The sequence below is a fragment of the Catellatospora tritici genome (assembly GCF_019083965.1).
Classification (GTDB): domain Bacteria; phylum Actinomycetota; class Actinomycetes; order Mycobacteriales; family Micromonosporaceae; genus Catellatospora; species Catellatospora tritici.
This window is the reverse complement of record NZ_JAHRCY010000010.1, coordinates 235171-256249: the sequence shown is the minus strand read 5'-3', so window position 1 is coordinate 256249 and position 21079 is coordinate 235171. Positions and strand designations below refer to the sequence as shown.

At 71.5% G+C, this 21079-nt stretch carries 22 protein-coding genes; 9 read left to right on the top strand and 13 right to left on the bottom strand.

Features of this window, described 5'->3' with window-relative positions; all coding sequences use genetic code 11:
• Window positions 1–18 precede the first annotated feature (18 nt).
• Together KUA19_RS23785 and KUA19_RS23780 are read right to left on the bottom strand one after the other, a co-directional pair.
• Entirely contained in the window at window positions 19–1146 is a 1128-nt protein-coding gene (locus KUA19_RS23785) for an FAD-dependent oxidoreductase (RefSeq protein ID WP_217399089.1), read from the bottom strand.
• 6 nt (window positions 1147–1152) lie between these two features.
• Window positions 1153–1863, bottom strand: a complete 711-nt coding sequence (locus KUA19_RS23780) for a TetR/AcrR family transcriptional regulator (RefSeq protein WP_217399087.1) — start codon at window positions 1861–1863, stop codon at window positions 1153–1155.
• Window positions 1864–1992: 129 nt separating this feature from the next.
• On the opposite strand from KUA19_RS23780, the gene KUA19_RS23775 reads away from it, so the two are divergent.
• Window positions 1993–2544: a cysteine hydrolase family protein gene (locus KUA19_RS23775; RefSeq protein WP_217399282.1), complete on the top strand. Its 552-nt coding sequence runs from the start codon at window positions 1993–1995 to the stop codon at window positions 2542–2544.
• A 180-nt stretch (window positions 2545–2724) separates the two neighbouring features.
• Here KUA19_RS23775 and KUA19_RS23770 read toward each other — a convergent pair whose 3' ends face one another.
• Window positions 2725–3321, bottom strand: coding sequence for a LysE/ArgO family amino acid transporter (locus KUA19_RS23770; RefSeq protein ID WP_217399085.1), 597 nt, complete (start codon window positions 3319–3321; stop codon window positions 2725–2727).
• 77 nt (window positions 3322–3398) lie between these two features.
• Here KUA19_RS23770 and KUA19_RS23765 point away from each other — a divergent pair, with 77 nt between their 5' ends.
• A complete protein-coding gene (locus KUA19_RS23765) occupies window positions 3399–4280 on the top strand; it encodes a LysR family transcriptional regulator ArgP (RefSeq protein ID WP_217399280.1) in 882 nt (293 codons plus the stop codon).
• Window positions 4281–4285: 5 nt separating this feature from the next.
• On the opposite strand, the gene KUA19_RS23760 is transcribed toward KUA19_RS23765, so the two are convergent.
• On the bottom strand, window positions 4286–4573 hold the full coding sequence (locus tag KUA19_RS23760) for a hypothetical protein (protein ID WP_217399083.1): 288 nt from the start codon (window positions 4571–4573) through the stop codon (window positions 4286–4288).
• Window positions 4574–4825: 252 nt separating this feature from the next.
• On the opposite strand from KUA19_RS23760, the gene KUA19_RS23755 reads away from it, so the two are divergent.
• From KUA19_RS23755 to KUA19_RS23745, 3 genes are all read left to right on the top strand, one after another.
• On the top strand, window positions 4826–5191 hold the full coding sequence (locus KUA19_RS23755; protein ID WP_217399081.1) for an ATP-binding protein: 366 nt from the start codon (window positions 4826–4828) through the stop codon (window positions 5189–5191).
• A 259-nt stretch (window positions 5192–5450) separates the two neighbouring features.
• Window positions 5451–5942, top strand: a complete 492-nt coding sequence (locus tag KUA19_RS23750) for an RNA polymerase sigma factor (RefSeq protein ID WP_217399079.1) — start codon at window positions 5451–5453, stop codon at window positions 5940–5942.
• The gene (locus KUA19_RS23745) at window positions 5935–6900 is read left to right on the top strand and encodes a hypothetical protein (RefSeq protein ID WP_217399077.1); all 966 of its coding nucleotides are present in this window, start codon (window positions 5935–5937) and stop codon (window positions 6898–6900) included. Before KUA19_RS23750 ends, KUA19_RS23745 begins: the two co-directional genes overlap by 8 nt.
• A gap of 51 nt (window positions 6901–6951) precedes the next feature.
• Here the strand turns inward: KUA19_RS23745 and KUA19_RS23740 are convergent, their stop codons facing one another.
• On the bottom strand, window positions 6952–7725 hold the full coding sequence (locus KUA19_RS23740; RefSeq protein ID WP_217399076.1) for an SDR family NAD(P)-dependent oxidoreductase: 774 nt from the start codon (window positions 7723–7725) through the stop codon (window positions 6952–6954).
• A 130-nt stretch (window positions 7726–7855) separates the two neighbouring features.
• Here KUA19_RS23740 and KUA19_RS23735 point away from each other — a divergent pair, with 130 nt between their 5' ends.
• The 3 genes from KUA19_RS23735 to KUA19_RS44630 all read left to right on the top strand — a co-directional run bounded on the left by KUA19_RS23735 (window position 7856) and on the right by KUA19_RS44630 (window position 11216).
• Window positions 7856–8578, top strand: coding sequence for a hypothetical protein (locus KUA19_RS23735; RefSeq protein ID WP_217399074.1), 723 nt, complete (start codon window positions 7856–7858; stop codon window positions 8576–8578).
• 18 nt (window positions 8579–8596) lie between these two features.
• On the top strand, window positions 8597–9676 hold the full coding sequence (locus KUA19_RS23730; RefSeq protein WP_308167605.1) for a Gfo/Idh/MocA family protein: 1080 nt from the start codon (window positions 8597–8599) through the stop codon (window positions 9674–9676).
• Window positions 9677–9860: 184 nt separating this feature from the next.
• Window positions 9861–11216 (top strand): cytochrome P450, encoded by a 1356-nt coding sequence (locus tag KUA19_RS44630; protein WP_217399072.1) that lies wholly within the window; start codon window positions 9861–9863, stop codon window positions 11214–11216.
• A gap of 1 nt (window position 11217) precedes the next feature.
• On the opposite strand, the gene KUA19_RS23720 is transcribed toward KUA19_RS44630, so the two are convergent.
• The 8 genes from KUA19_RS23720 to KUA19_RS23685 all read right to left on the bottom strand — a co-directional run bounded on the left by KUA19_RS23720 (window position 11218) and on the right by KUA19_RS23685 (window position 19816).
• Window positions 11218–11919 carry an ATP-binding protein gene (locus KUA19_RS23720; protein WP_217399070.1) on the bottom strand — a complete coding sequence of 234 codons (702 nt, stop codon included), beginning with the start codon at window positions 11917–11919 and terminating at the stop codon, window positions 11218–11220.
• A gap of 89 nt (window positions 11920–12008) precedes the next feature.
• The gene (locus KUA19_RS23715; RefSeq protein ID WP_217399068.1) at window positions 12009–12404 is read right to left on the bottom strand and encodes a CBS domain-containing protein; all 396 of its coding nucleotides are present in this window, start codon (window positions 12402–12404) and stop codon (window positions 12009–12011) included.
• 87 nt (window positions 12405–12491) lie between these two features.
• Window positions 12492–14441 carry an ABC transporter ATP-binding protein gene (locus KUA19_RS23710; protein WP_254549962.1) on the bottom strand — a complete coding sequence of 650 codons (1950 nt, stop codon included), beginning with the start codon at window positions 14439–14441 and terminating at the stop codon, window positions 12492–12494.
• Window positions 14438–16174 carry an ABC transporter ATP-binding protein gene (locus tag KUA19_RS23705; RefSeq protein ID WP_217399066.1) on the bottom strand — a complete coding sequence of 579 codons (1737 nt, stop codon included), beginning with the start codon at window positions 16172–16174 and terminating at the stop codon, window positions 14438–14440. Before KUA19_RS23705 ends, KUA19_RS23710 begins: the two co-directional genes overlap by 4 nt.
• Window positions 16168–16797: a TetR/AcrR family transcriptional regulator gene (locus KUA19_RS23700; RefSeq protein WP_217399064.1), complete on the bottom strand. Its 630-nt coding sequence runs from the start codon at window positions 16795–16797 to the stop codon at window positions 16168–16170. Before KUA19_RS23700 ends, KUA19_RS23705 begins: the two co-directional genes overlap by 7 nt.
• An 88-nt stretch (window positions 16798–16885) precedes the next feature.
• A complete protein-coding gene (locus KUA19_RS23695; RefSeq protein ID WP_308167604.1) occupies window positions 16886–17311 on the bottom strand; it encodes a DoxX family protein in 426 nt (141 codons plus the stop codon).
• Between the two features lie 259 nt (window positions 17312–17570).
• Window positions 17571–19208, bottom strand: a complete 1638-nt coding sequence (locus KUA19_RS23690) for an ABC-F family ATP-binding cassette domain-containing protein (protein ID WP_217399060.1) — start codon at window positions 19206–19208, stop codon at window positions 17571–17573.
• Between the two features lie 179 nt (window positions 19209–19387).
• Complete coding sequence (locus tag KUA19_RS23685) at window positions 19388–19816, bottom strand: CBS domain-containing protein (protein ID WP_254549961.1); 429 nt, start codon at window positions 19814–19816, stop codon at window positions 19388–19390.
• A gap of 315 nt (window positions 19817–20131) precedes the next feature.
• Between KUA19_RS23685 and KUA19_RS23680 the strand changes: the two genes are divergently transcribed.
• Window positions 20132–21067: a hemerythrin domain-containing protein gene (locus KUA19_RS23680; RefSeq protein WP_217399058.1), complete on the top strand. Its 936-nt coding sequence runs from the start codon at window positions 20132–20134 to the stop codon at window positions 21065–21067.
• Window positions 21068–21079: the final 12 nt, after the last annotated feature.

Below are 21079 nucleotides of genomic sequence, written 5' to 3'. Positions count from 1 at the left end.
CGGAGCTCACGGTCCCGCTCAGTCCATCGCGGCGAACATGTCCAGCAGCCCCTGCGGGGCGTCCGGGGCGAAGCAGATCTCCAGGCTCGCCGCCGACTGCGCAGCCGACTCCTCACTCCGCGGGAACAGCCGCTCCTCGTACGCCGCCAGCGCCGCCTCGGTGTCGCCGGGGTGCGCGACCAGTGCCTGCCCCAGTTCGGCGCCGTCGAGCATGGCCAGGTTGGCGCCCTCCCCGGCGAACGGGGACATCAGGTGCGCGGCGTCGCCGAGCAGGGTCACCCCGGGGACGCGGTCCCAGCGGTGGCCGACCGGCAGCGCGTGGATCTGCCGCGGCACCAGTTCGCCCTCGGCGCGCTCGATCAGCGCCCGCAGCCGCCCGTCCCAGCCGTCGAACCATGCCAGCAGCGTCTTCCTCACCGTCTCGGGGTCGGTGAAGTCGAGATGGGACAGCCAGTCGGCGGGGGCGCGCAGCGCGACGTAGACGTCCAGCGAGCCGTCGGGGTCGCGGTGTGACAGCAGGCCGCGGCCGTCCCCGAGCGCGAAGGTCAGTCCGGGGCTGAGCAGGGCGAAGCTGTCCGGGTACCGGGTCCGGGCGGCTTCCAGTCGCACCTCGACGAAGGACAGCCCGGTGTAGGCCGGGACCGCCGCCGACAGCAGCGGGCGCACCCGCGACCAGGCCCCGTCGGCCCCGACCAGCAGGTCCGTGGTGAAGGTGGTGCCATCGGCCAGCGCCGCCTCGTGGCGGCCGCCACCGAGCGGCCGGGCGCCGACGACCTTCACGCCCCAGCGCACGGTGCCCTCGGGCAGGCTGTCGAGCAGCAGGTCACGCAGGTCGCCACGGTGGACCTCGGGGCGGCCGAACTCGCCCTCCTCGTCGCGGTGCAGCACGCCGTGGCGGTCGTAGACGCGCATCGCCTCGGCGCCGGGGTGGATGATCGCCTGGAACGGCTCGATCAGGCCCGCGGCGGTCAGTGCCGCCTGGCCGGAGTCGTCGTGGATGTCGAGGATGCCGCCCTGGTGGCGGGCGTTGCGGTCGGCGTCGAGGTCGAACACGGCCGCCTCGATGCCGTTGACGCGCAGCACGCGGGCCAGGGTGAGGCCGCCGAGGCCGCCGCCGATGATCGCGATGGGGTGGTGTGTGGTCATGTGGTGCTACTTCCTGTTCGGTGGTTGGTCGCCGCCGGGCCGGGGCGTGTGCAGCACGCCGTTGATCAGGACTCGCAGGCCCCAGGTGATGCGGTCGCCGGGTGGCCCGGACAGCAGCTCGTCGCCGACGGCCGCCAGGTGCGGATGGGCGTCGGCGGACAGGCCCCGCACCGCCTCGGTGAGCGCGTCCCACTCCTGCTCGGCAGTGCCGGCGCGGGCGCGGGTGGCGTGTTCGGCGGCGTTGGCGGTGGTGTGCAGCAGCAGCAGGTCGACGGCCCAGGCAGCCCGTGCGGGCGGGACCTCGCCCGCGTCCAGCAGCGCCAGCAGGCCCTCGATCAGGTTCAGGTAGTTGGCGCCGGTGGGCCGGGCCACCAGCGCCGACTGGGCCAGCCCCGGATGTTCGAGCAGCACCCGGGTGTACGACCGCAGCACCTGCTCCAGCCGCTCGCGCCAGTCGCCCGGCGCGGTCACCGGGCCCAGGTCGACCACGCCGAGCCGCTCGTCGAGCACGGCCGCGTGCAGTTCGGCGGTGTTGCGGAGGTAGACGTAGAGCGAGGCGGGGCCGGTGTCGAGCTCCTGCGCCAGTCGGCGCATGGTGACCCGCTCCAGCCCCTCGGTCCGCATCAGCTCGACCGCGGTGGCGACGATGCCGTCACGGGTGAGGGCCGCCTTCGCCGGACGCTCCCGGCGGCTGCGCCGGGCTGGTGTCTCTGCCATGCCACCACCATAACGAACATGTTCGTGGCGAACAAGTTCGTCACGAACATGTTCGCCACATCGCGCGCGGCTGTCGGGGACCGGGTCTACGGTGAGGAACTGAACGCCCGTGAGCACAGGAGGAGTCACATGACCACGCTGACCGACCGGCCCAACACCGCCCTGCTGGTCATCGACGTGCAGAACGGCGTCGTGGCCAAGGCCCACGACCGCGACAACGTGATCGCCAACATCGGCACGCTGGTGGGCAAGGCCCGCGCCGCGGACGTGCCGGTGGTCTGGGTGCAGCACTCCGACGCCGACCTGGTCAAGGACAGCGAGCCCTGGCAGTACGTGCCTGACCTGGTCCGCGAGGACGCGGAGCCGCTGGTGCACAAGAACTTCGGCGACTCGTTCGAGGCCACCGAGCTGGAGCAGGTGCTGGCCGAGCGGGGGGTGGGCCGCCTGGTCGTGGCCGGTGCCCAGACCGACGCGTGCATCCGTTCGACCATCCACGGGGCGTTCGCCCGCGGCTACGACGTGACCCTGGTCGGCGACGCACACACCACCGAGGACCTCACCGCGTACGGCGCCCCCAGCCCGGACCAGGTCATCGCGCACACCAACCTGTACTGGCAGTACCAGCAGGCGCCCGGCCGCATCGGCGGCACCGTCGAGACCGCCGACATCAGCTTCGCCTGACCGGCCGCGTCCGCGCCCGACCCGGCCCGCATCCGTGCTCGACCTGGCGCGGGATTCGTGCAGTCTCGGGGGAAAGTGCAGGTTTCGTGGCCGGAATTCGTGCAGTTTCCCAGAAACCGCAGTCCTACCCCGCGGCGGCGGCGACGGGGCGGGGACGGGGCGGGCGGGGCAGGGGCGGGGTCAGGAGAGCAGGAGGCCGAGCGCGATCGCGGTCATCGTCACGGCGATCACGCCGTCGAGCACTCGCCAGGTCAGCGGCCGGGCCAGCACCGGGGCCAGCCGGTGGGCACCGGCGCCGAGGCCGGTGAACCAGACCGCGCTGGCCAGGGCCGCCCCGGCCGCGAACACCCAGCGGAACTGCTGCTGGCTGGCCAGGCCGCCGAGCAGCAGCACGGTGTCCAGGTACACGTGCGGGTTGAGGAAGGTGAAGGCCAGGCAGGCCAGCATGGTGGCGCGCAGGGTGCTGCCGTGGCCGTCGCGGGCGGCCAGCGTCCCGGGGCGCAGCGCGCGGCGGGCCGCCAGCACGGCGTACCCGAGCAGGAACGCCGCCCCACCCCACCGGATCGCCGTCAGCAGCCCCGGCGCGGCGGCGACGGCCGCACCCAGCCCACCGACGCCCACCGTGATCAGCAGCGCGTCCGACAGCGCGCAGGTCAGCACGACGGCGAGCACATGCTCGCGGCGCAGGCCCTGGCGCAGCACGAAGGCGTTCTGACTGCCGATGGCGACGATCAGCGCCATCGAGGAGGTGAAACCGGCGAGCAGCGAAGCGATCACCCGTTCGACGGTACGGGCGGCCCGACCTGCACTCCAGCTAATGATTCTTAACAAGCGTTAGCATCGCTTACGTGGCCCTGGACTCGGCGCAGCTGGAGACCCTCGCGGCGGTCGTCCGCGAGGGCAGCTTCGACGCGGCTGCCCGCACGCTCAACCTCACCCCCTCGGCGGTCAGTCAGCGGATCAAGGCGCTGGAGCAGGCGGCCGGGCAGGTGCTGGTCCGGCGGGCCAAGCCGTGCCAGGCGACCGAGGCGGGTGAGCCGCTGCTGCGCCTGGCGGGGCAGTTGGCCGTGCTGGAACGGGAAGCGCTGGACATCGCGCGGGGCGGCCGCGACACCGGCTGGACCCGGGCCGCGATCGTGGTCAACGCGGACTCGCTGGCCACCTGGTTCCTGCCCGCCCTGGCCGCGCTGCCAGCCGAGCTGCGCCTGCTGTTCGACGTGCACTCCGACGACCAGGAGTACACGGCCGACCTGCTGCGCAGCGGCACGGTGATGGCGGCGGTGACCTCCCAGCACGTTCCGGTGCAGGGGTGCCGGGTCCAGCGGCTGGGCATGATGCACTACGTCGCGGTGGCCGCCCCGACGACGCGCGCCGCCTGGTTCGCCGACGGCGTGACCGCCGAGACCCTCGCCGCCGCCCCGATGCTGGTGCTCAACCGCAAGGACCAGCTCCAGCACCGGTTCCTGCGTACGGTGACCAGACGGCCGCTGGAACCGCCGATCCACTACATCCCGGCCGTGACGGCCTTCAACGAGGCGATCCGGCTAGGGCTCGGCTGGGGCATGGTCCCCGAGCGCTTCTGTGCCGACGATCTCGCCGCCGGGCGCTATGAGCAGCTGATCCCCGGCCGTCGCGTGAGCGTCCCGCTGTACTGGCAGCACTGGCGGCTGGAGTCGGCCGTGCTCGCCGCCCTGACCGAGGCGGTGCGGGCCACCGCCGAAGCCGCGCTGGACTGACCGGGTCAGGCGTCGGCTGGTGTCGTCGACTGGGCGACCGGGGTGGCCGCGGGTGGGGTGAGACCGCCGACGGCCGGGGTGCGGGCGCGCAGCTCGTCCTCGTACCGCTCGATGGCGGCCACGGCCTTGTGCGCGTCCTTGCCCTTCTCCCGGATCTCCTCCTCGACCGCCGACGCCCAGATGGCGTAGCCGGACATCTCCCAGTGCGTGTTGCCGGTGAGCCTTCCGGCCAGATGGGTGGCGCGACCGGCGAACCGCCGCGACACGTTGCTGAGCTTCTCGTCGAATCCCATGGCTACCTCCCGGTTCCCACCCCGACTCGCGCCAACCCCTGGATCGTGCGCCCTGCCGACCGGGCCACGCAGCCGATTCGCAAAATTGCGTCGATATCTGCGTAGAATTAGCCGGTGAGGCGACGGCAATCCGAAGCCCGCCGGGCGTCGAATCCCTCCTGGCGGGTGGAGGAGCAAGGACGGAGTAGCGGACATGGCTTGGCATGAGGCGCGGACGCGCACCGGCCACGGCCCGACAGACGGAGGCGCGCCGTGAACGCCGCGGCCATCCGGCTGCCCGGCGGGGCAGGCAGCGCGACGATGGCGCGGCACTTCGTGCGTACCCAACTGAGCGCGTGGGCGCTGCCCGATCCGGGCGGTGACGTGCTGATCCTGACCTCCGAACTGGTCGGCAACGCCGTCCAGCACGGCGGCGGCGCGGTCGCGATCCGGCTGGTGCGCACCGACGCGGGCGTGCGCATCGAGGTCACCGACCGCGATCCGCGACCGCCCGTCCCCCGCCCGGCCGGAATCGACGGCGGGTTCGGCCTCGGGCTGATCCAGCGGCTCTCGGCGGACTGGGGCGTCGTGCCGGGCCGCACCGGCAAGGTCGTGTGGTTGGAGTACCGCCTGTCGTGACCGGTGACCGCTTCGCCACGGTCGCGGGAATCGCCGTCTTCGCCACGGTCGCGGCAATCGCCGTCGAAATCTGGTCGCGGACCGCAACCGGATGCCGGGGGATGCCGTGTAGTCCGCGTCCGGCCCGACGGGGGTCGGCACGAATCGGACGAGGACGACCTCGATGGACGCGACAACGCGGGTGGTGACGCCACCACGGGCGCACGGTACCCTCCGTCGACCTGGGGATATGCCTCCCGGGGGCACGGGGAGGACAGGCATGGGGCACGACTTCGACGAGTTGTACGCGGCGCACTTCACCTCGGTGACGACACAGCTCTACGCGTACCTCGGGGACCGGCAGGAGGCGCAGGACGTCACCCAGGAGGCGTTCTGCCGGGCGCTGGTCCGCTGGAAGGACATCTGCGCGTACGACGACCCGGTGGCCTGGGTGCGCCGGGTCGCCTGGAATCTGGCCACCTCCCACTTCCGGCGGTTGAAGGTCGCCGCCGCGTTCCGGCGCCGCCACCGGGAGGAGCACGTCGCCGAGCCCGGCCCGGACCGGGTGGCGCTGTTCGCCGCGCTGCGCACGCTGCCGCCGCAGCCCCGCCAGGCCGTGGTGCTGCACTACCTGGCCGACCAGTCGGTGGCCGACATCGCCGAGTCGATGCAGGTGTCGACCGGCACCGTGAAGTCGTGGCTGCACCGGGCCCGTACGGCCCTGGCCGGGCAGCTGTCCGCCCCGACCGCCGAGGAGGTCCGCAATGCCTGAGCTCACCGAGTCCGACCCGATGGCCGAGGCGTTCTTCCAGTTCCGGATCGAGGCGCCGCACGAGGTGGTGGTGCCGGGTGCGGTGGCGGTGCGCCGTACCGTCAAGCGGCGCCGCGCCGCCCGGCTGGCGCTGCTGTCGGTCGTCACCGGGCTCGTCCTGGTGGCGGGCGGCTACCTCTTCGGCGTCGGGGGCGCCCCCGGCCAGACCGATCCCGCCGCGTCGGCGTCGAATCGGCCGCTGACCGACGACCAGATGCAGGCGCTGGGCGTGCAGGCGCTGGGTCTGCTCGGCTACACCCCGGAACACACCCGGCCCGGCACGATGTTCGGGCCGGTCACCTCGGGCAGCAACGGCTTCACGTACAGCTTCGTCGGACCGGACCAGACGCTGATGCCAGTCGGCGAGTACCAGCTGCGGGCACTGTGCCTCGGCGGCGCCGGAGAGGTGCGGGTGCGGTGGCAGGGACCCGACGGCCGCACCGACGTCATGGTGCCCTGCGACGCGACGATCACCGAGCGCCCCATTCAGCTGACCATCGCCGGCGACGTGACCATCACGCTGCATGGGGACGACCAGGCCGCCGGGCACGCGGGCATCGCGCTCATGTTCACCAACCCCAATGTCATCCGGGCGAAGCAGGTCTTGTCCCTCGACACGAACCCCTACCTCGGCGCCACCTGGGGCGAACTGGACAGCACGGTCCGCGACCTCGACAACACGATCACCTCCGGGCCGCTACGGCTGGACGTCATCTGTGCCGGTTCGGGCAGCGTCACCGCCCGGATCAGCCTCGGCGCCGCCTCGGACAGCGCCGAACTCCGGTGCAACGTGTCGCCGCAGAAGATCACGCTGCGGCTGCCCGCCAGTGCCAAGGGCACGTCGCTGACCGTCGAACTCGTGCCCGATGCCGACGCCCAACCCGGGGCGGCGTTCGCCACGCGCGTCTACCGGCAGTGAGCGGTCCGTCGGGCCGGTCGTGGGCGTTCTCGCGACCGGCCCGGCGGACGCTCAGCCTGCCAACTGCTGACCGGTGAGCTCGGCGCACAGGGCGAGCAGCCGGTCCTGCACCGATTCGTCGTATGCGGCCGGGTTCGCCGGAAGATCGCGACGGCGCTTGAGGTAGCGGCCGGTGAATCCGACCTCCGACTCCGGCGCCGAGGCCAGCCACACCTGCGTCTCGGCGCCGTCGGGCAGCTCGTCGGGGGCGTTCGGGCCGCCCATCCGGGTCTTGATCCAGCCGGGGTCGACGGCGTTGCTCAGGGTGTCCGGCCACCGCCGGGCCACGGCGAAGGCCAGCACGACGTCGTACATTTTGGAGTCGCTGTAGGCCTGCATGCCGCGCCAGGGCTTGCGCTCGTACTGCGGGTCGTCGAGGTCGGCGTGGCCGCCCGCCTCCAGGCCGGAGGTCAGGTAGACCAGGCGGGACGGCGGCGGCATCAGGGCGGTCAGCAGGTACGGCGCCAGCACGTTGATCGCGAAGATCCGCTCGATGCCGTCCGGGGTGACCTCGCGTCCGGCCGACCCGCCGCCGACGCCCACATTGTGGATCACCGCGTCGTACGGCCCGAGCGCGTTCGCGGCCAGCGCCAAGGCCCGGGTCTGGGTCAGCTCGGACACGTCCCCGACGACCACCGCCGCGGCCTCGGGCACCGCCGCGCGCACCTGCGCCGCCCGTGCCTCACTGCGGGCGTGCAGCACGACGCGATGACCGTCGCGCAGCAGCGCGCGGGCGGTCTCCAGCCCGATGCCGTCGGCCGAACCCGTGACGAAGATGCTGCTCATGGCTTCCTCCACGTAGCTTGAGGGAAAACCGTACCGACGGGGTTTAGCACGCGCTCACGCCGGGTACGCGCCGCAGGCGTCTGCGTAACCGTCCGCGTGACGCGCCAAGACGAACCCTCCGGGAGGCACGATGAGGGCAGAGCACCGGTCCCGTACCGCGGTGACGCAGCAGCGACAGGAAGTGACCCCCTCGGCCGGGGACCTGCTCGCGGATTGGGCCGCCGACGGCGGCTGTGTGTGCGTACGCGTGCTCACCTGCGGCGACGTGGTAGCCGTGCACAGCCTCTACCCGAACATGGGGCCCGGTTTCACCGGCTTCGACATCTTCCGGCTGGTCGACGGCGTGCCCGCCGAGCACTGGAGCGCACTGCAGCCGGTGGCGGTGCCGGGCGGTCAGGCCGAGATTTCCGGCCCGCGCACGGTGCAGCAGCCGCGGCTGTCGTCGACCAGCCGCCGCGTGGTCGACTACCTCATCGACAACGTGCTGGTGCCGCGCGACTTCGAGCACCTGTGCCGGTTCGTCACGACCGGGCTGGTGCAGCACCGCCCCGGGGTGGACGACGGCATCGGGGCGCTGTGGGCGCAGCTGCGCGACCAGGACATCCGCTACGAGCGGCGGCACCTGACGGTGGCCGACGGCGAGTTCGCGCTGACCGTGTGCACGGGCACCGTGGGCGGCGAGCCGACGGCCTTCTACGACCTGTTCCGGCTGGAGCACGCCATGATCGCCGAGCACTGGGGCGTGCTGGCCGGGGTGCCGGCGCGGATGCCCTATTCGGAGGCGTTCCCGCCGTACCCGAGCGGCACCGACCCGACCATGACCGCGAATCTCGTTCCGGCGGTCACCGGCTGAGTGCCGTACAGTACGCCGGTGGCTGAACCCATCCGGTACGCGGTGATCGGGCGCGGCTGGCGCGCCCAGTTCTTCTTCAAGCTGGCGGCGCTGCTGCCGGACCGGCTCCAGGTAACCGGGGTGATGACCCGATCGGCGGCGGCCGCGGCAGAGGTGGCCGCGCAGTGGCGGCTGCCGGTGACCCAGGACCTGGCCGAACTGCTGCGCACCGGCGACCCCGAGTACGTGATCACGTCGGTGCCCTGGGACGTCAACCCCGGCCTGGTCGAGACCCTGGTCGAGCGAGGCCTGCCGGTGCTCTCGGAGACCCCGCCCGCCCCCGACCTGGCCGGACTGCGAAAGCTGTGGGACAGCGTCGGCGCCACGGGGCGGGTCCAGGTCGCCGAGCAGTACCTGCTGCTGCCCGACCACGCGGCCCGGCTGGCGGTGCTGCGCACCGGCGTGATCGGCACCCCCACCTCGGCGCAGGTGTCGTCGACGCACGGCTACCACGCGGTGTCGATCCTGCGCGGCATGCTCGGCGTCGGCCTGGGCCCGGCGAGCGTGCAGGCGCGGGCGTTCACCGCGCCGCTGGCCGACCCGCTGGTCCCGGCCGGTTGGCGCGACGACGACACCCCGCGCCCGGCGACCACCACGCTGGCCACGATCGACTTCGGCGACGGCCGCAGCGGCCTCTACGACTTCACCGACAACCAGTGGTGGAACCCGCTGCGCAGCCGCCGCCTGGTGGTGCGGGGCAGTCGCGGCGAACTGGTCGACGACCGGGTGGTGCGGCTGTTGGACCACCGGCCGGTCGAGTCCGAGCTGCGCCGCCGCCACAGCGGCCGCGACCTCAACCTGGAGGGCTTCGACCTCGACCACGTCAGCTTCGACGGGCAGGTGGTGTACCGCAACGCCTACGCCGGGGCGCGGCTGTCCGATGAGGAGATCGCGATCGCGAGCATCCTGGAGGCGACCGGCCGCTGGTGCCGCGACGCGGGCGAGCCGCCGTACCCGCTGGCCCAGGCGTGCCAGGACCACCTGATCAGCCTGGCCATCGACGAGTCGGCCCGCACCGGGCAGACGGTGCCGGTAGGCGCCGAGGCGTGGGCACGCTGAGCGGCGCCCAAGCCCAAAACGAAAAGGAGGGGCCCCTTCTTATCGCTTTGCGAGGTAGAAGGGTCCCCTCTTAACGCTGCGGCCGAGGCGCTGAACGCGAACGTTGCCTGCGGCCGGCGCGGTGGCCGGGGCCGGTTCGGGTAAAGGCGCCCGGGTCGTCGTCAGGCCCGCATAGCGTGGTGACGTGCGGGTCGAGGAGCGGGAGCGGGTCAGGTCCGGGGGCGGGGTCGGCGCCGAGCAGGTGCGACTGTCGCGTGCGAGCGTGGGTGACACGCTACGGGTGGCAGGCACGGTCCTGCTGCCGACGGTGGCCCAGGGCCTGGTCATCCGGCGGCGGCTGGTCACGCTGGCCGGGCGCTGGTGGCAACCGGACGCGCGGGCGGTGCGGCTGATGCAGCGGCTGCGCGGTCGGTACGGCGGCGGCGCGCTGCTGCTGCGCAACCCGGGCCGAAAATGGGCCCTGGCGCTGTCGACCGACGCGGTGCGGGTGGTGCTGGCCGACACCGAGCCCTACAGCCCGGCCACGGTCGACAAGATCGCCGCGCTGTCGCACTTCCAGCCGCACGGGGTGCTGATCACCCGGGGCGGGCTGCGGGCGCCACGCCGGGCCGTCAACGAGCACGCGCTGGACGCCGACCTGCCCGTGCACCACCTGGCCGCCTCGATCACCGCCAAGATCACCGAGGAGATCGCCCCGCTGCGCGACCAGATGGGCGGGCGGCTGGCCTGGGACCGGTTCGCCACGGCCTACTGGCGGGCGGTACGGCGCATCGTGCTCGGCGACGCCGCCCACGACGATGACGAACTGCTGGACCTGCTGGCCATGCTGCGCCGCGACGCCAACTGGGCGGGCCTGCGACCGCGCAACGACCGGCTGCGGCAACGGTTCCGCCAGCGGCTCGACGCGCACCTGGCCCGGCGGGAGCCGGGCAGCCTCGCCTCGCTGCTGCCGCCGCCCGAGCCGGTGATGGACCCGTACGGGCAGGTGCCGCACTGGCTGTTCGCGTACGACGCCGCCGGGGCGACCGTGTTCCGCACCCTGGCCATGCTGTCCACGCACCCGGTGCAGCGGCTCTGGTCCGCCGCCGACCTGCGCTCGGGCGAGTCGCCGCACCGGCTGCCCCGGCTGCGCGCCTGCGTGCTGGAGACGCTGCGGCTCTGGCCCACCACGCCCGCGATCCTGCGCGAGAGCGGCACCCCGACGCGGTGGGACGGCGGCCGACTGCCCGCGCGGACCTCGCTGCTGGTGTACACCCCGTTCTTCCACCGCGACGACCAGACCCTGCCGTACGCGCACCGGTTCGAGCCGGCGCGCTGGATCGACGCCAACGGCCACGACGAGTGGTCGACCGTGTCGTTCAGCGCCGGTCCGGGCCGCTGCCCCGGGCGCAACCTGGTGCTGCTGACCACCACCGCGATCCTGGCGGCGCTGCTGCGCGACCGGGAGCCACGGCTGCTGTCGTACGCCAAACTGAGCCCGGACCGGCCGCTGCCGGTCGGTCTCGACCACTTCGGCCTGCGGTTCCGCCTGGCCGAGTAGCTCAGGCGGGCAGGTCGACGCGGACCCAGACCACCTTGCCGTCGCTGATCAGCAAGCTGCCCCAGTCCGAGGCGAGCGCCATCACCAGCTCCAGGCTGCTGCCGGGATCGTCGGGTCCGGGCAGCTGGGGCAGGAACGGGTCGCCGTCGCGGACGGCCGCGTAGACGCTGCCGCCCTGGCGCCGCAGGCTGACCCGCAGCCGGGTGCGCGCGTGCACGACCGCGTTGGCGGTCAGCTCCGAAGTCAGCAGCCGGACGAGCTGCGCCAGTCGCGGTGCGCCGAAGTCGCGACAGGCCTGCTCGGCCAGGTCGCGGGCGGCGGCGCAACTGCTGGGCAGTGGTGGCAGGTCGATGCTGCGGCGCAGGGACAGGGGCACGGCGTTCGCGGCTTCCTTGGCCGAGCCGACGTCGCCGTACCCGACGATGCCGTCCTCGCTCGGCAGGTCCACCCCCGGCGCGACGACCAGCAACGGCGATCCCGGCCAGCGGTGTGCCGTGCGTCCCCATCCGTGCAGCCAGGACGGCAGGCGATCGTCATGGCAGGTCATCTCGGCCAGATCGAGGATCACCGCGTCGGGTTGGTCGGCCAGGCAGTCGGTGAGCGCGGCACCGACATGGATCACCGTGGAGTCGTCGAGGGTGCCCGCCACCGCGATCTCCGCGATCGGCAGGTGGCACCGGACATGGCACACCAGCGTCGACATGTCTCCTGAATTCCCCGGGGCGGCACGCGGTTAATCCCGCATCGACGAGGTTAACGACCGTATGCCCGGTCACGTCCCGCCCGGGTCGGTCACCCGACGCCGCGCGGTGCGCCACCTCCCGGCTGGTCGACGTCGATCCAGGTGACGACGCCGACGACCCGCTCGGCCTCCAGCACCGGCAGCCGGTGCAGCGCGTGCGAGCGCATCAGGCGCATCGCCTCGCTGACGCCGTCGTCGGCGTGCACCGCGACCACGTCCTGCTTGACGAGGTCCTCGGCGATGGTGTTGTGCGGGTCGAGATCGTCGGCCAGGGCCAGCACCAGGTCCCGCGCGTTGACCACCCCGAGCAGCTTGTCCTCGTCGGTGACCAGCACGTCGTCGATGCCGTGCTCCCGCATCAGCCGGGCTATGTCGACCATCGGGGCCTGCCGGTCCACGTGGATCGACGCCCCGGTCATGACGTCACGGACCACGAGAATGTCCATGGGCCACCCCCCTCGCACCTCACGATACGGAAAACGCCGGTCGGATGGCGGTGATCCGCCATCCGACCGGCGCCAGGGTGCGGTCGGCTACTCGGTGACCGCGGCGGCGAACTGCGCCTCGTAGAGGCGGGCGTACGCGCCACCGGCGGCGATCAGCTTGTCGTGCGAGCCGTGCTCGACGATCGAGCCGTGCTCCATCACCAGGATCACGTCGGCGTTGCGGATCGTGGAGAGCCGGTGCGCGATGACGAAGCTGGTGCGCCCCTGCCGCAGCGAGCCCAGCGCCCGCTGGATCAGCACCTCGGTGCGGGTGTCGACCGAGCTGGTGGCCTCGTCGAGGATGAGGATGCTCGGCTCGGCCAGGAACGCCCGCGCGATGGTGAGCAGCTGCCGCTCACCGGCGCTGACGTTGGTCCCCTCCTCGTCCAGGACCGTGTCGTAGCCGTTGGGCAGCGTACGCACGAACCGGTCGACGTGCGTCGCCTTCGCCGCCGCCACGATCTGCTCCTGGCTCGGCTGGTGCGCGCCGTACGCGATGTTGTCGGCGATGGTGCCGCCGAACAGCCAGGTGTCCTGCAGCACCATGCCCATCTTCGAGCGCAGGTCCTCGCGGGTCATCGTGTTGACGTCGACGCCGTCCAGGGTGATCCGGCCGCCGTTGACGTCGTAGAAGCGCATCAGCAGGTTGACCAGCGTGGTCTTGCCCGCGCCGGTCGGGCCGACGATGGCCACCGTCTGGCCGGGCTCGACGGTCAGCGACAGGTCGGTGATCAGCGGCTTGTCCGGGGAGTATGAGAACGACACGTGCTCGAAGCTCACCTGCCCGCGCACCGGGTCGACCGTGGCGGCCGGGACCGGCTCGGGGCTCTGCTCGGCGGCGTCGAGCAGCTCGAACACCCGCTCGGCCGAGGCCACGCCCGACTGCACCAGGTTGGACATGGCCGCCACCTGGCTCAGCGGCTGGCTGAACTGGCGCGAGTACTGGATGAACGCCTGCACGTCGCCCAGCGACAGCGAACCCGAGGCCACCCGCAGCGCGCCGACGACGGCGACCAGCACGTAGTTCACGTTGCCGATGAAGAACATCGCGGGCTGGATCAGCCCGGAGATGAACTGCGCCTTGAAGCCCGCCGTGTACAGCGCCTCGTTGTGTTCGCGGAACTGCTCGGCCGCCTCGGCCTGTCGCCCGAACACCTTCACCAGCGAGTGCCCGGTGTACATCTCCTCGATGTGCCCGTTGAGCTTGCCGGTCACGCCCCACTGGGCGATGAACTGCGGCTGGGCCTTCTTGCCGATCCGCATCGTCACGAACACCGACAGCGGCACGGTGACCAGGGCGATCACCGCCAGCAGCGGCGAGATCCAGACCATCATCGCCAGCACGCCGACGATGGTGAGCACCGAGTTCATCAGCTGGCTGAACGACTGCTGCATGGTCTGCGCGACGTTGTCGATGTCGTTGGTCGCCCTGCTCAGCACCTCGCCGCGCTGCTGGCCGTCGAAGTAGCTCAACGGCAGCCGCGACAGCTTGTGCTCGACCTGCTCGCGCAGGTTGTAGACGGCCCGCTGCACCACGGTGGTGATGAGCCGGAACTGGAACAGCGAGAACAGCGAGGCGGCGGCGTAGACGCACAGCGCCACCAGCAGCACCCGGCCGACGGCGTCGAAGTCGATGCCCTTGCCGGGGACCACGTTCATCGCCGCGACCATGTCGGCGATGTTGCCGTGGCCCTGGGCGCGCAGCCCGGCCACCACGTCGGTCTTGCTGACGCCCGGCGGCAGACTCTTGCCGACCACGCCCTCGAAGATGATGTTGGTGGCGTGGCCGAGGATCTTCGGGCCGACCACGGCCAGGCCGACGCCGGTGACACCCAGCGCCACCGCCACCCACACCAGCGCCCGGTACGGGTTGAGCAGCCGCAGCAGACGGCGGCTGGACTCCTTGAACTTCAGCGGCTTGGTCATCGACGGACCGGCCATCATCGCGGCCGGGCCGAAGCGGGGATTGCTGTCGCGGCGGGGAGCGGGGGCCGTCATCGCGCTTCCTCCTCGGTGAGCTGGGACAGCACGATCTCCCGGTAGGTGACGTTGCTGTGCATGAGTTCGGTGTGGGTGCCGGTCCCCACGACCTGCCCGTCGTCGAGCACGACGATGCGGTCGGCATCGCGGATGGTGTTGACCCGCTGGGCCACGATCACCACGGTCGACTCGGACGTCTCACGGGCCAGCGCCGTGCGCAGCGCGGCGTCGGTGGCGTAGTCCAGCGCCGAGAAGGAGTCGTCGAACAGGTAGATCTCCGGGCGGGCGACCAGGGCGCGGGCGATCGCCAGGCGCTGGCGCTGGCCGCCGGAGACGTTGGTGCCGCCCTGGGCGATCGGGGCGTCGAGCTGCTCGGGCATGGCCTCGACGAAGTCGCGGGCCTGCGCCGTCTCCAGCGCCTGCCACAGCTCCTCGTCGGTGGCGTCGGCCTTGCCATAGCGCAGGTTGCTGGCGATCGTCCCGGAGAACAGGTACGGCTTCTGGGGCACGAAGCCGACCGCCCGCGACAGCGCCTGCGGGTCGAGCTCGCGCACGTTCACGTCATCGACGAGCACCTGCCCGTCGGTGGCGTCGAACAGCCGCGGCACCAGGTTGAGCAGGGTGGACTTGCCGCTGCCGGTACTGCCGATGATGGCGGTCGTCTCGCCCGGCCGGGCGATCAGGTCGATGTTGCGCAGCACCGGCTCCTCGGCGCCGGGGTAGCTGAACTCGACGTCGCGCAGCTCCAGGTGCCCACGTACGCCGCCGTCGAGCTGCCGCGGCGCGGCGGGCGGGACGACGCTGGGCTCGGTGCCGAGCACCTCCTCGATGCGCTCGGCGCACACCTCGGCCCGCGGGATCATGACGAACATGAAGGTGGCCATCATGACCGCCATCAGGATCTGCATCAGGTAGCTGAGGAACGCCGTCAGCGCGCCGACCTGCATCCCGTCGCTGTCGATGCGGTGCGCGCCGAACCACAGCACGGCCACCGTCGAGATGTTGATGATGAGCATGACCAGCGGGAACATCGACGCCATCAGCTTGCCGACGGCCAGCGACACCTTGGTCAGGTCCGCGTTGGCCTCGGCGAAGCGCTCCTGCTCGCGCTTGTCGCGGACGAACGCCCGGATGACCCGGATGCCGGTGATCTGCTCGCGCATGACCCGGTTGACGCTGTCGATGTTGACCTGCATCATCCGGAACAGCGGGCGCATCCGGATGACGATGGCGCCGATGCCCAGCACCAGGGCCGGGATGACCGCCAGCAGCAGCCCGGACAGCTGCAGGTCGAGGTTGAGGGCCAGGATGATGCCGCCGACCATCATGATCGGCGCGGAGACCATCATCGTGAACGTCATCAGGGCCAGCATCTGGACCTGCTGCACGTCGTTGGTGGTGCGGGTGATCAACGACGGCGGGCCGAAGTGGCCGACCTCGCGCGCGGAGAAGTCCTGCACCCGGGCGAAGATCGCGGCCCGGATGTCGCGGCCCAGGGCCATCGACGTCTGCGCGCCGTAGTACACCGCGCCGGTGGAGCAGATGATCTGCACCAGCGACACCGCGAGCATCAGCGCGCCGATGCGCAGGATGTAGCCGGTGTCGCCCTTGACCACGCCTTTGTCGATGATGTCGGCGTTGAGGGTGGGCAGGTAGAGGGTGGCGATGGTCTGCACCAGTTGCAGCAGCACCACCAGGGAGATTTGTTGCCGGTACGGCCGCAGATGGCGGCGTACGAGTCGGATCAGCATGCGGGCTCTTCCTTGACTTCGGGATACAGCACTCCGTCGAGGACCGCGTTCACGACTTCCTCGACGGGCAGATTGTCGGTTCGGTTACTGAACATGATCATCGAAGTGATCATGGAGGCGACGGTGTCGGCGGGCAGCCGCAGCCGGTGCTGATCGGGAGCGATCAGCTCGGCCAACGCGTCGACCACGCGCGTGAAGCCGTCGCGCGAGTCGGGCAGGTGCACACCCGGGGGTAGACCGCTGCTGCGCATCGCGATCATCAGCGGCATGTTGTCGCGGAACCGCGCGGCGAGAACCTTGACCGCCGTCTTGAGCCGGAAGCGCAGATCGGGCACGCCGCCCAGGGCGCGCAGCGCCGCGACCGTGGGGGCGTGGTCGAAGGCGTGCGCCAACGCGGCCGCCAGCAGCGCGGCCTTGTCCGGGAACACGCGGAACAGCGTGCCCTCGGCCACACCGGCGCATTCGGCGATCCGACGGGTGCTGACGTGCAGACCTTCGGCACGCAGCAGGGGCAGCGTGGCCGCGATGATCGCGGTCCGCCGCTCTTCGGGGGCCAGGGGTGCCACTCGGCGCCTGGGGGAGGCGTCGTTCACGGCCGAGACACTAAATGAGTGAGCACTCACTCCGCAACCGATTTCCCCACCAGGCCCCCCACCCTGGGGATACGGAAGCCCCGGTCACCGGATCAGGTGACCGGGGCTTCGCGGTCGGTCAGGCGGTCTGGCGGGCGTCGGTCCTGGACCGCCGGAACAGCAGCGCGTCCAGCGACCAGGCACCGGGGCCAAGCACCGCGATCAGCAGGAACGACCAGCAGAACATGGCCGCGAGCTCGCCGCCGTTGTTGAGCGGCAGCAGGGACATGGGCTGGTGCACCACGAAGTAGGCGTAGGCCATCGAGCCAGAGCAGATCAGCGCGGCCACCCGGGTGCCGAGACCGGCCACGACCAGCAACCCGCCGACGAACTGGATCAGTGCGGCCCACCAGCCGGGCCAGACGGCGAACTCGACCGCGCGGCCGGTGCCACGGGCCCCACCGAAGGCGCCGAACAGCGACGACGCTCCGTGCAGGGTGAACAAAAGGCCCAGGACCAGCCGGAACAGCGTGGTGGTCAACTCGGGCAGACGTCCGACGGACACAGCGAAACCCCTTCGTTCCATTCATCACCGCCGATAGTGATGATTATCGATGAGATTACGCACGGGCCAGGGGCAGCGTGAAGCGCCGACTGCGTCGAATGCGTTAACTCTGCCCAGAAAACGCGCCCGTCGATCCGACGGACTGCGCGACCACACCGCCTCGGGCGGCGCACGTACGCACAGCATCTGGTGCCCGCGGCCGCCGGGCAACTTCAAAAATGCTGTGATTGTGCCGGTTTCCGGGAAGTAGGGATCGTTTTCAGGCCACGGTGACCCGGCCCGACTCGACCGTCAGCAGCCGATCGGTCCGCACCGCCTGCAGCATCTGCCGATCGTGGGTGACCAGCAACAGCGTCCCCTGGTACGACTCCAGCGCCGACTCCAGCTGCTCGATCGCCGGCAGGTCCAGGTGGTTGGTGGGCTCGTCGAGCACCAGCAGGTTCACCCCGCGCGCCTGCAGCAGCGCCAGCGCCGCCCGGGTGCGCTCGCCGGGCGAAAGCGTCGCGGCCGGGCGCATCACGTGCGCCGCGCGCAGCCCGAACTTCGCCAGCAGTGTCCGCACGTCGGCCGGGTTCAGCTGCGGCACCTCCGCCTCGAAGGCGTCCAGCAGCCGCTCGGCGCCCAGGAAGCGGTTGCGCGCCTGGTCGACCTCGCCGACCACCACGCCCGGCCCGAGCGAGGCGTGCCCGGACGCCAGCGGCGCCCGGCCCAGCAGCGCCCGTAGCAGCGTCGACTTGCCGGAGCCGTTCGGGCCGGTGATCGCGACCCGGTCCGCCCAGTCGATGCGCAGGTCCACCGGTCCGAGCGTGAAGGCGCCCTGCTCGACGACGGCGGCGTTGAGCGTGGCCACCACCGCGCCCGAGCGCGGCGCGGCGGCGATCTCCATGCGCAGCTGCCACTCCTTGCGCGGCTCCTCGACCTCCTCCAGTCGCTCGATCAGCCGCTCGGTCTGGCGGGCCTTGGCGGCCTGCTTCTCGGTCGACTCGGTCCGGAAGGCGCGGCCGATCTTGTCGTTGTCACTGGCCTTGCGCCGGGCGTTCTTCACGCCCTTCTCCATCCACGAGCGCTGCAGCCGGGCCCGCGCCTCCAGCGCGGACTTCGTGTCGGCGTACTCCTCGTAGTCGTCGCGGGCGTGCTGGCGGGCGATCTCGCGCTCCTGCAGGTAGGGCAGGTAGCCGCCGCCGTACAGGCGCACCTGCTGCTGGTGCAGGTCCAGCTCCAGCACCTTGTTGACGACCCGGGTCAGGAACTCGCGGTCGTGACTGACCAGGACCGTCCCGGCCCGCAGCTCGGTGACGAAGCGCTCCAGCCGCTCCAGGCCCGCCAGGTCGAGATCGTTGGTGGGCTCGTCCAGCAGGAAGATGTCATACCGGCTGAGCAGCAGCGAGGCCATGCCCGCCCGCGCGGCCTGGCCGCCGGACAGCGAGGTCATCGGGTGGTCGAGATCGACGTCCAGGCCCAGTTCGGCCGCGACCGCCTCGGCACGCTCGGGCAGGTCCGCGCCGCCGAGCGCGAGCCACCGCTCCAGCGCCTCGTTGTAGCGGTCGTCGGCGCCGGGCGTGCCTTCGGCCAGCGCCTCGGCGGCCGCGTCCAGCTCCCGCTGCGCCGCGCTCACCCCGGTCCGGCGCTCCAGGAAGTCACGCACCGACTCCCCGATCCGGCGCTCGGGCTCCTGGGGCAGGTGGCCGACGTTGGCCGTCGGCGGGTTCAGCACCATCGACCCGGCCTCAGCCGGAGCCAGCCCCGCCAGCAGCCGCAGCAGCGTCGACTTGCCCGCGCCGTTGACCCCGACCAGACCGATCACGTCACCCGGGGCCACCACCAGGTCGAGATCACTGAAAAGCACCCGCTCGCCGTGACCGGCCGCCAGGCCCCGGACCACCAGCGTGGCGCTCACCAGGCACCGCCGTCGACAAACCTCACGCCGCGCAGCCTAACCCGCAGCGCCGCCCCCACCCCCGCCCACCTCCGCGTCGATCATGAACCTATGGCACGGCTCGACGGTGTGTCATCGCCACAGGTTCCCGATCGACCGGCGCCCGGCCGCCCTGTCCGGCCGCCGGGCGCTCGGTGCCGTCAGCGACTGGGCGGGGCGTCGCTGATGTCGGCCAGGGCCGAGTTGGGGTCGCGGTCGACGGCCAGATCACCCAGCGACACGATGCCCACGGCCCGTCCGTCGGCGGTCACCGGCAGGCGGCGCAGCGCGTGCTCGCGCATGAGGTCCACCGCCGCGGTCACCGGCTCGTCGGCACCGACCATGACCAGGCGGTCGCTGACGATGTCATGCAGGTGCACGGTGCTGGGTTCACGCCCACCGGCGAGCCCCCGCACCACGATGTCGCGGTCGGTGACGATGCCCTCCAGACGGCCGTCGGCGTCGAGCACGAGCACGTCGCCGATGTTGCGCTGGGACATCTGCTCGGCCGCCTCCATCAGGCTGGCGGTGTCCGGCAGGCACACCGGGTTGACAGTCATGACGTCACGAACCAGCTGAGCTGTGGTCATGTTGCACCCCCTCGGGATGGTTGGTACGGATTCACCATTCCCCTTCCCGCTCCCGGTCGCCGCAAACCTTCTGTTCTCCCCCTGTGCCGCCACAAACTCCCATACCCATCTAAAAGACCACCACACGACCCAGTCCTTGGACGAACGCCGCCCATTACGCGTAAGGGCGGGATAGGCCGACGCCTTGGGAAAGACCGGCGGGCGGGGCCGGGCGGCGGGGAGAGTCACTCGGGGCGCAGTTCTGCGTTCAGGCCCGTGAGCTGGGTGATTACACCAGGATGGGGAAGGACGCCCGACAGGAGAAAGGCAAGCGCCATGGTTGAACACAGCAGCGACGCCCCGTCCGGCGGCACGCGCCGTCCCACGAGCCACTCGGAAGGCGACGCGACGGGCGCGCCCGGCGACATCGCCACGATGAGCGTCACCGAGCTGCGGGGCTGGCTCAAGGACCACGGCGTCACCGGCACGTCCGGCATGCGCAAGGCGGAGCTGGTCTCCACCGTCAAAACGATGCGCTCGGACCAGGCGACGACCACCGGCAGCAGCATCCCCACCGGCAAGAAGAGCACCGCCGGCGGCACGGCCACCGCGCCGACCGCCAAGAAGAGCACCACCCACGCGAAGACCGGCAGCCACGCTGGGACCAGCAGCCATACCGAGATCGACAGCACCAGGAGCACCGCCGGCCGCACCGAGCAGCGCTCGCGCGTCGACGAGATCGCGGTGTCCGGGCAGGCGATCGAGCACGAGGACATCATCGACGTGCTGTTGGCGCACCACGAGCAGATCAAGGCGCTGTTCGCGCTGGTCGGCAAGGCGGGGGCGACCCACCGGCAGGAGACCTTCCAGCAGCTCACCCGGCTGATCGCCATCCACGAGACGATCGAGCAGCAGCTGGTGCACCCGATGGCACAGCGCCGCCTGCCCGACGGACCGGACCTGATCGAGTCCCGGGTGCAGGAGGAGGAGCAGGCGACCGAGGACCTGTCCGAGCTGTACGAGATGGGTGTCGACCATCCGGAGTTCGAGACCCGCCTGGCCGAGCTGCGCGACGCCGTGATCGAGCACGCCGAGCTGGAGGAGGACGAGGAGTTCGGCTACCTGCGCGAGGCCATGCCACGCGAACAGCTGGCGAGCCTCGCCTCGGCCGCGCGCGCCGCCGAACGGATCGCCCCGGCCAGCCCGACCCAGGGGCCACCGACCGCCATCGCCGAGCGCGTACGCGACGCGCTGAGCGAGGCGCTGCGCTGATCCCGCGTTGGT

What these genes read in the sequence shown, in the direction of transcription:
- KUA19_RS23785 (WP_217399089.1), bottom strand. Translation starts at nt 1,146, where the DNA reads ATGACCACACACCACCCCATCGCGATCATCGGCGGCGGCCTCGGCGGC.
- KUA19_RS23780 (WP_217399087.1), bottom strand. Translation starts at nt 1,863, where the DNA reads ATGGCAGAGACACCAGCCCGGCGCAGCCGCCGGGAGCGTCCGGCGAAG.
- KUA19_RS23775 (WP_217399282.1), top strand. Translation starts at nt 1,993, where the DNA reads ATGACCACGCTGACCGACCGGCCCAACACCGCCCTGCTGGTCATCGAC.
- KUA19_RS23760 (WP_217399083.1), bottom strand. Translation starts at nt 4,573, where the DNA reads ATGGGATTCGACGAGAAGCTCAGCAACGTGTCGCGGCGGTTCGCCGGT.
- KUA19_RS23750 (WP_217399079.1), top strand. Translation starts at nt 5,451, where the DNA reads ATGGGGCACGACTTCGACGAGTTGTACGCGGCGCACTTCACCTCGGTG.
- KUA19_RS23745 (WP_217399077.1), top strand. Translation starts at nt 5,935, where the DNA reads ATGCCTGAGCTCACCGAGTCCGACCCGATGGCCGAGGCGTTCTTCCAG.
- KUA19_RS23740 (WP_217399076.1), bottom strand. Translation starts at nt 7,725, where the DNA reads ATGAGCAGCATCTTCGTCACGGGTTCGGCCGACGGCATCGGGCTGGAG.
- KUA19_RS23735 (WP_217399074.1), top strand. Translation starts at nt 7,856, where the DNA reads ATGAGGGCAGAGCACCGGTCCCGTACCGCGGTGACGCAGCAGCGACAG.
- KUA19_RS23720 (WP_217399070.1), bottom strand. Translation starts at nt 11,919, where the DNA reads ATGTCGACGCTGGTGTGCCATGTCCGGTGCCACCTGCCGATCGCGGAG.
- KUA19_RS23715 (WP_217399068.1), bottom strand. Translation starts at nt 12,404, where the DNA reads ATGGACATTCTCGTGGTCCGTGACGTCATGACCGGGGCGTCGATCCAC.
- KUA19_RS23710 (WP_254549962.1), bottom strand. Translation starts at nt 14,441, where the DNA reads ATGACGGCCCCCGCTCCCCGCCGCGACAGCAATCCCCGCTTCGGCCCG.
- KUA19_RS23705 (WP_217399066.1), bottom strand. Translation starts at nt 16,174, where the DNA reads ATGCTGATCCGACTCGTACGCCGCCATCTGCGGCCGTACCGGCAACAA.
- KUA19_RS23685 (WP_254549961.1), bottom strand. Translation starts at nt 19,816, where the DNA reads ATGACCACAGCTCAGCTGGTTCGTGACGTCATGACTGTCAACCCGGTG.
- KUA19_RS23680 (WP_217399058.1), top strand. Translation starts at nt 20,132, where the DNA reads ATGGTTGAACACAGCAGCGACGCCCCGTCCGGCGGCACGCGCCGTCCC.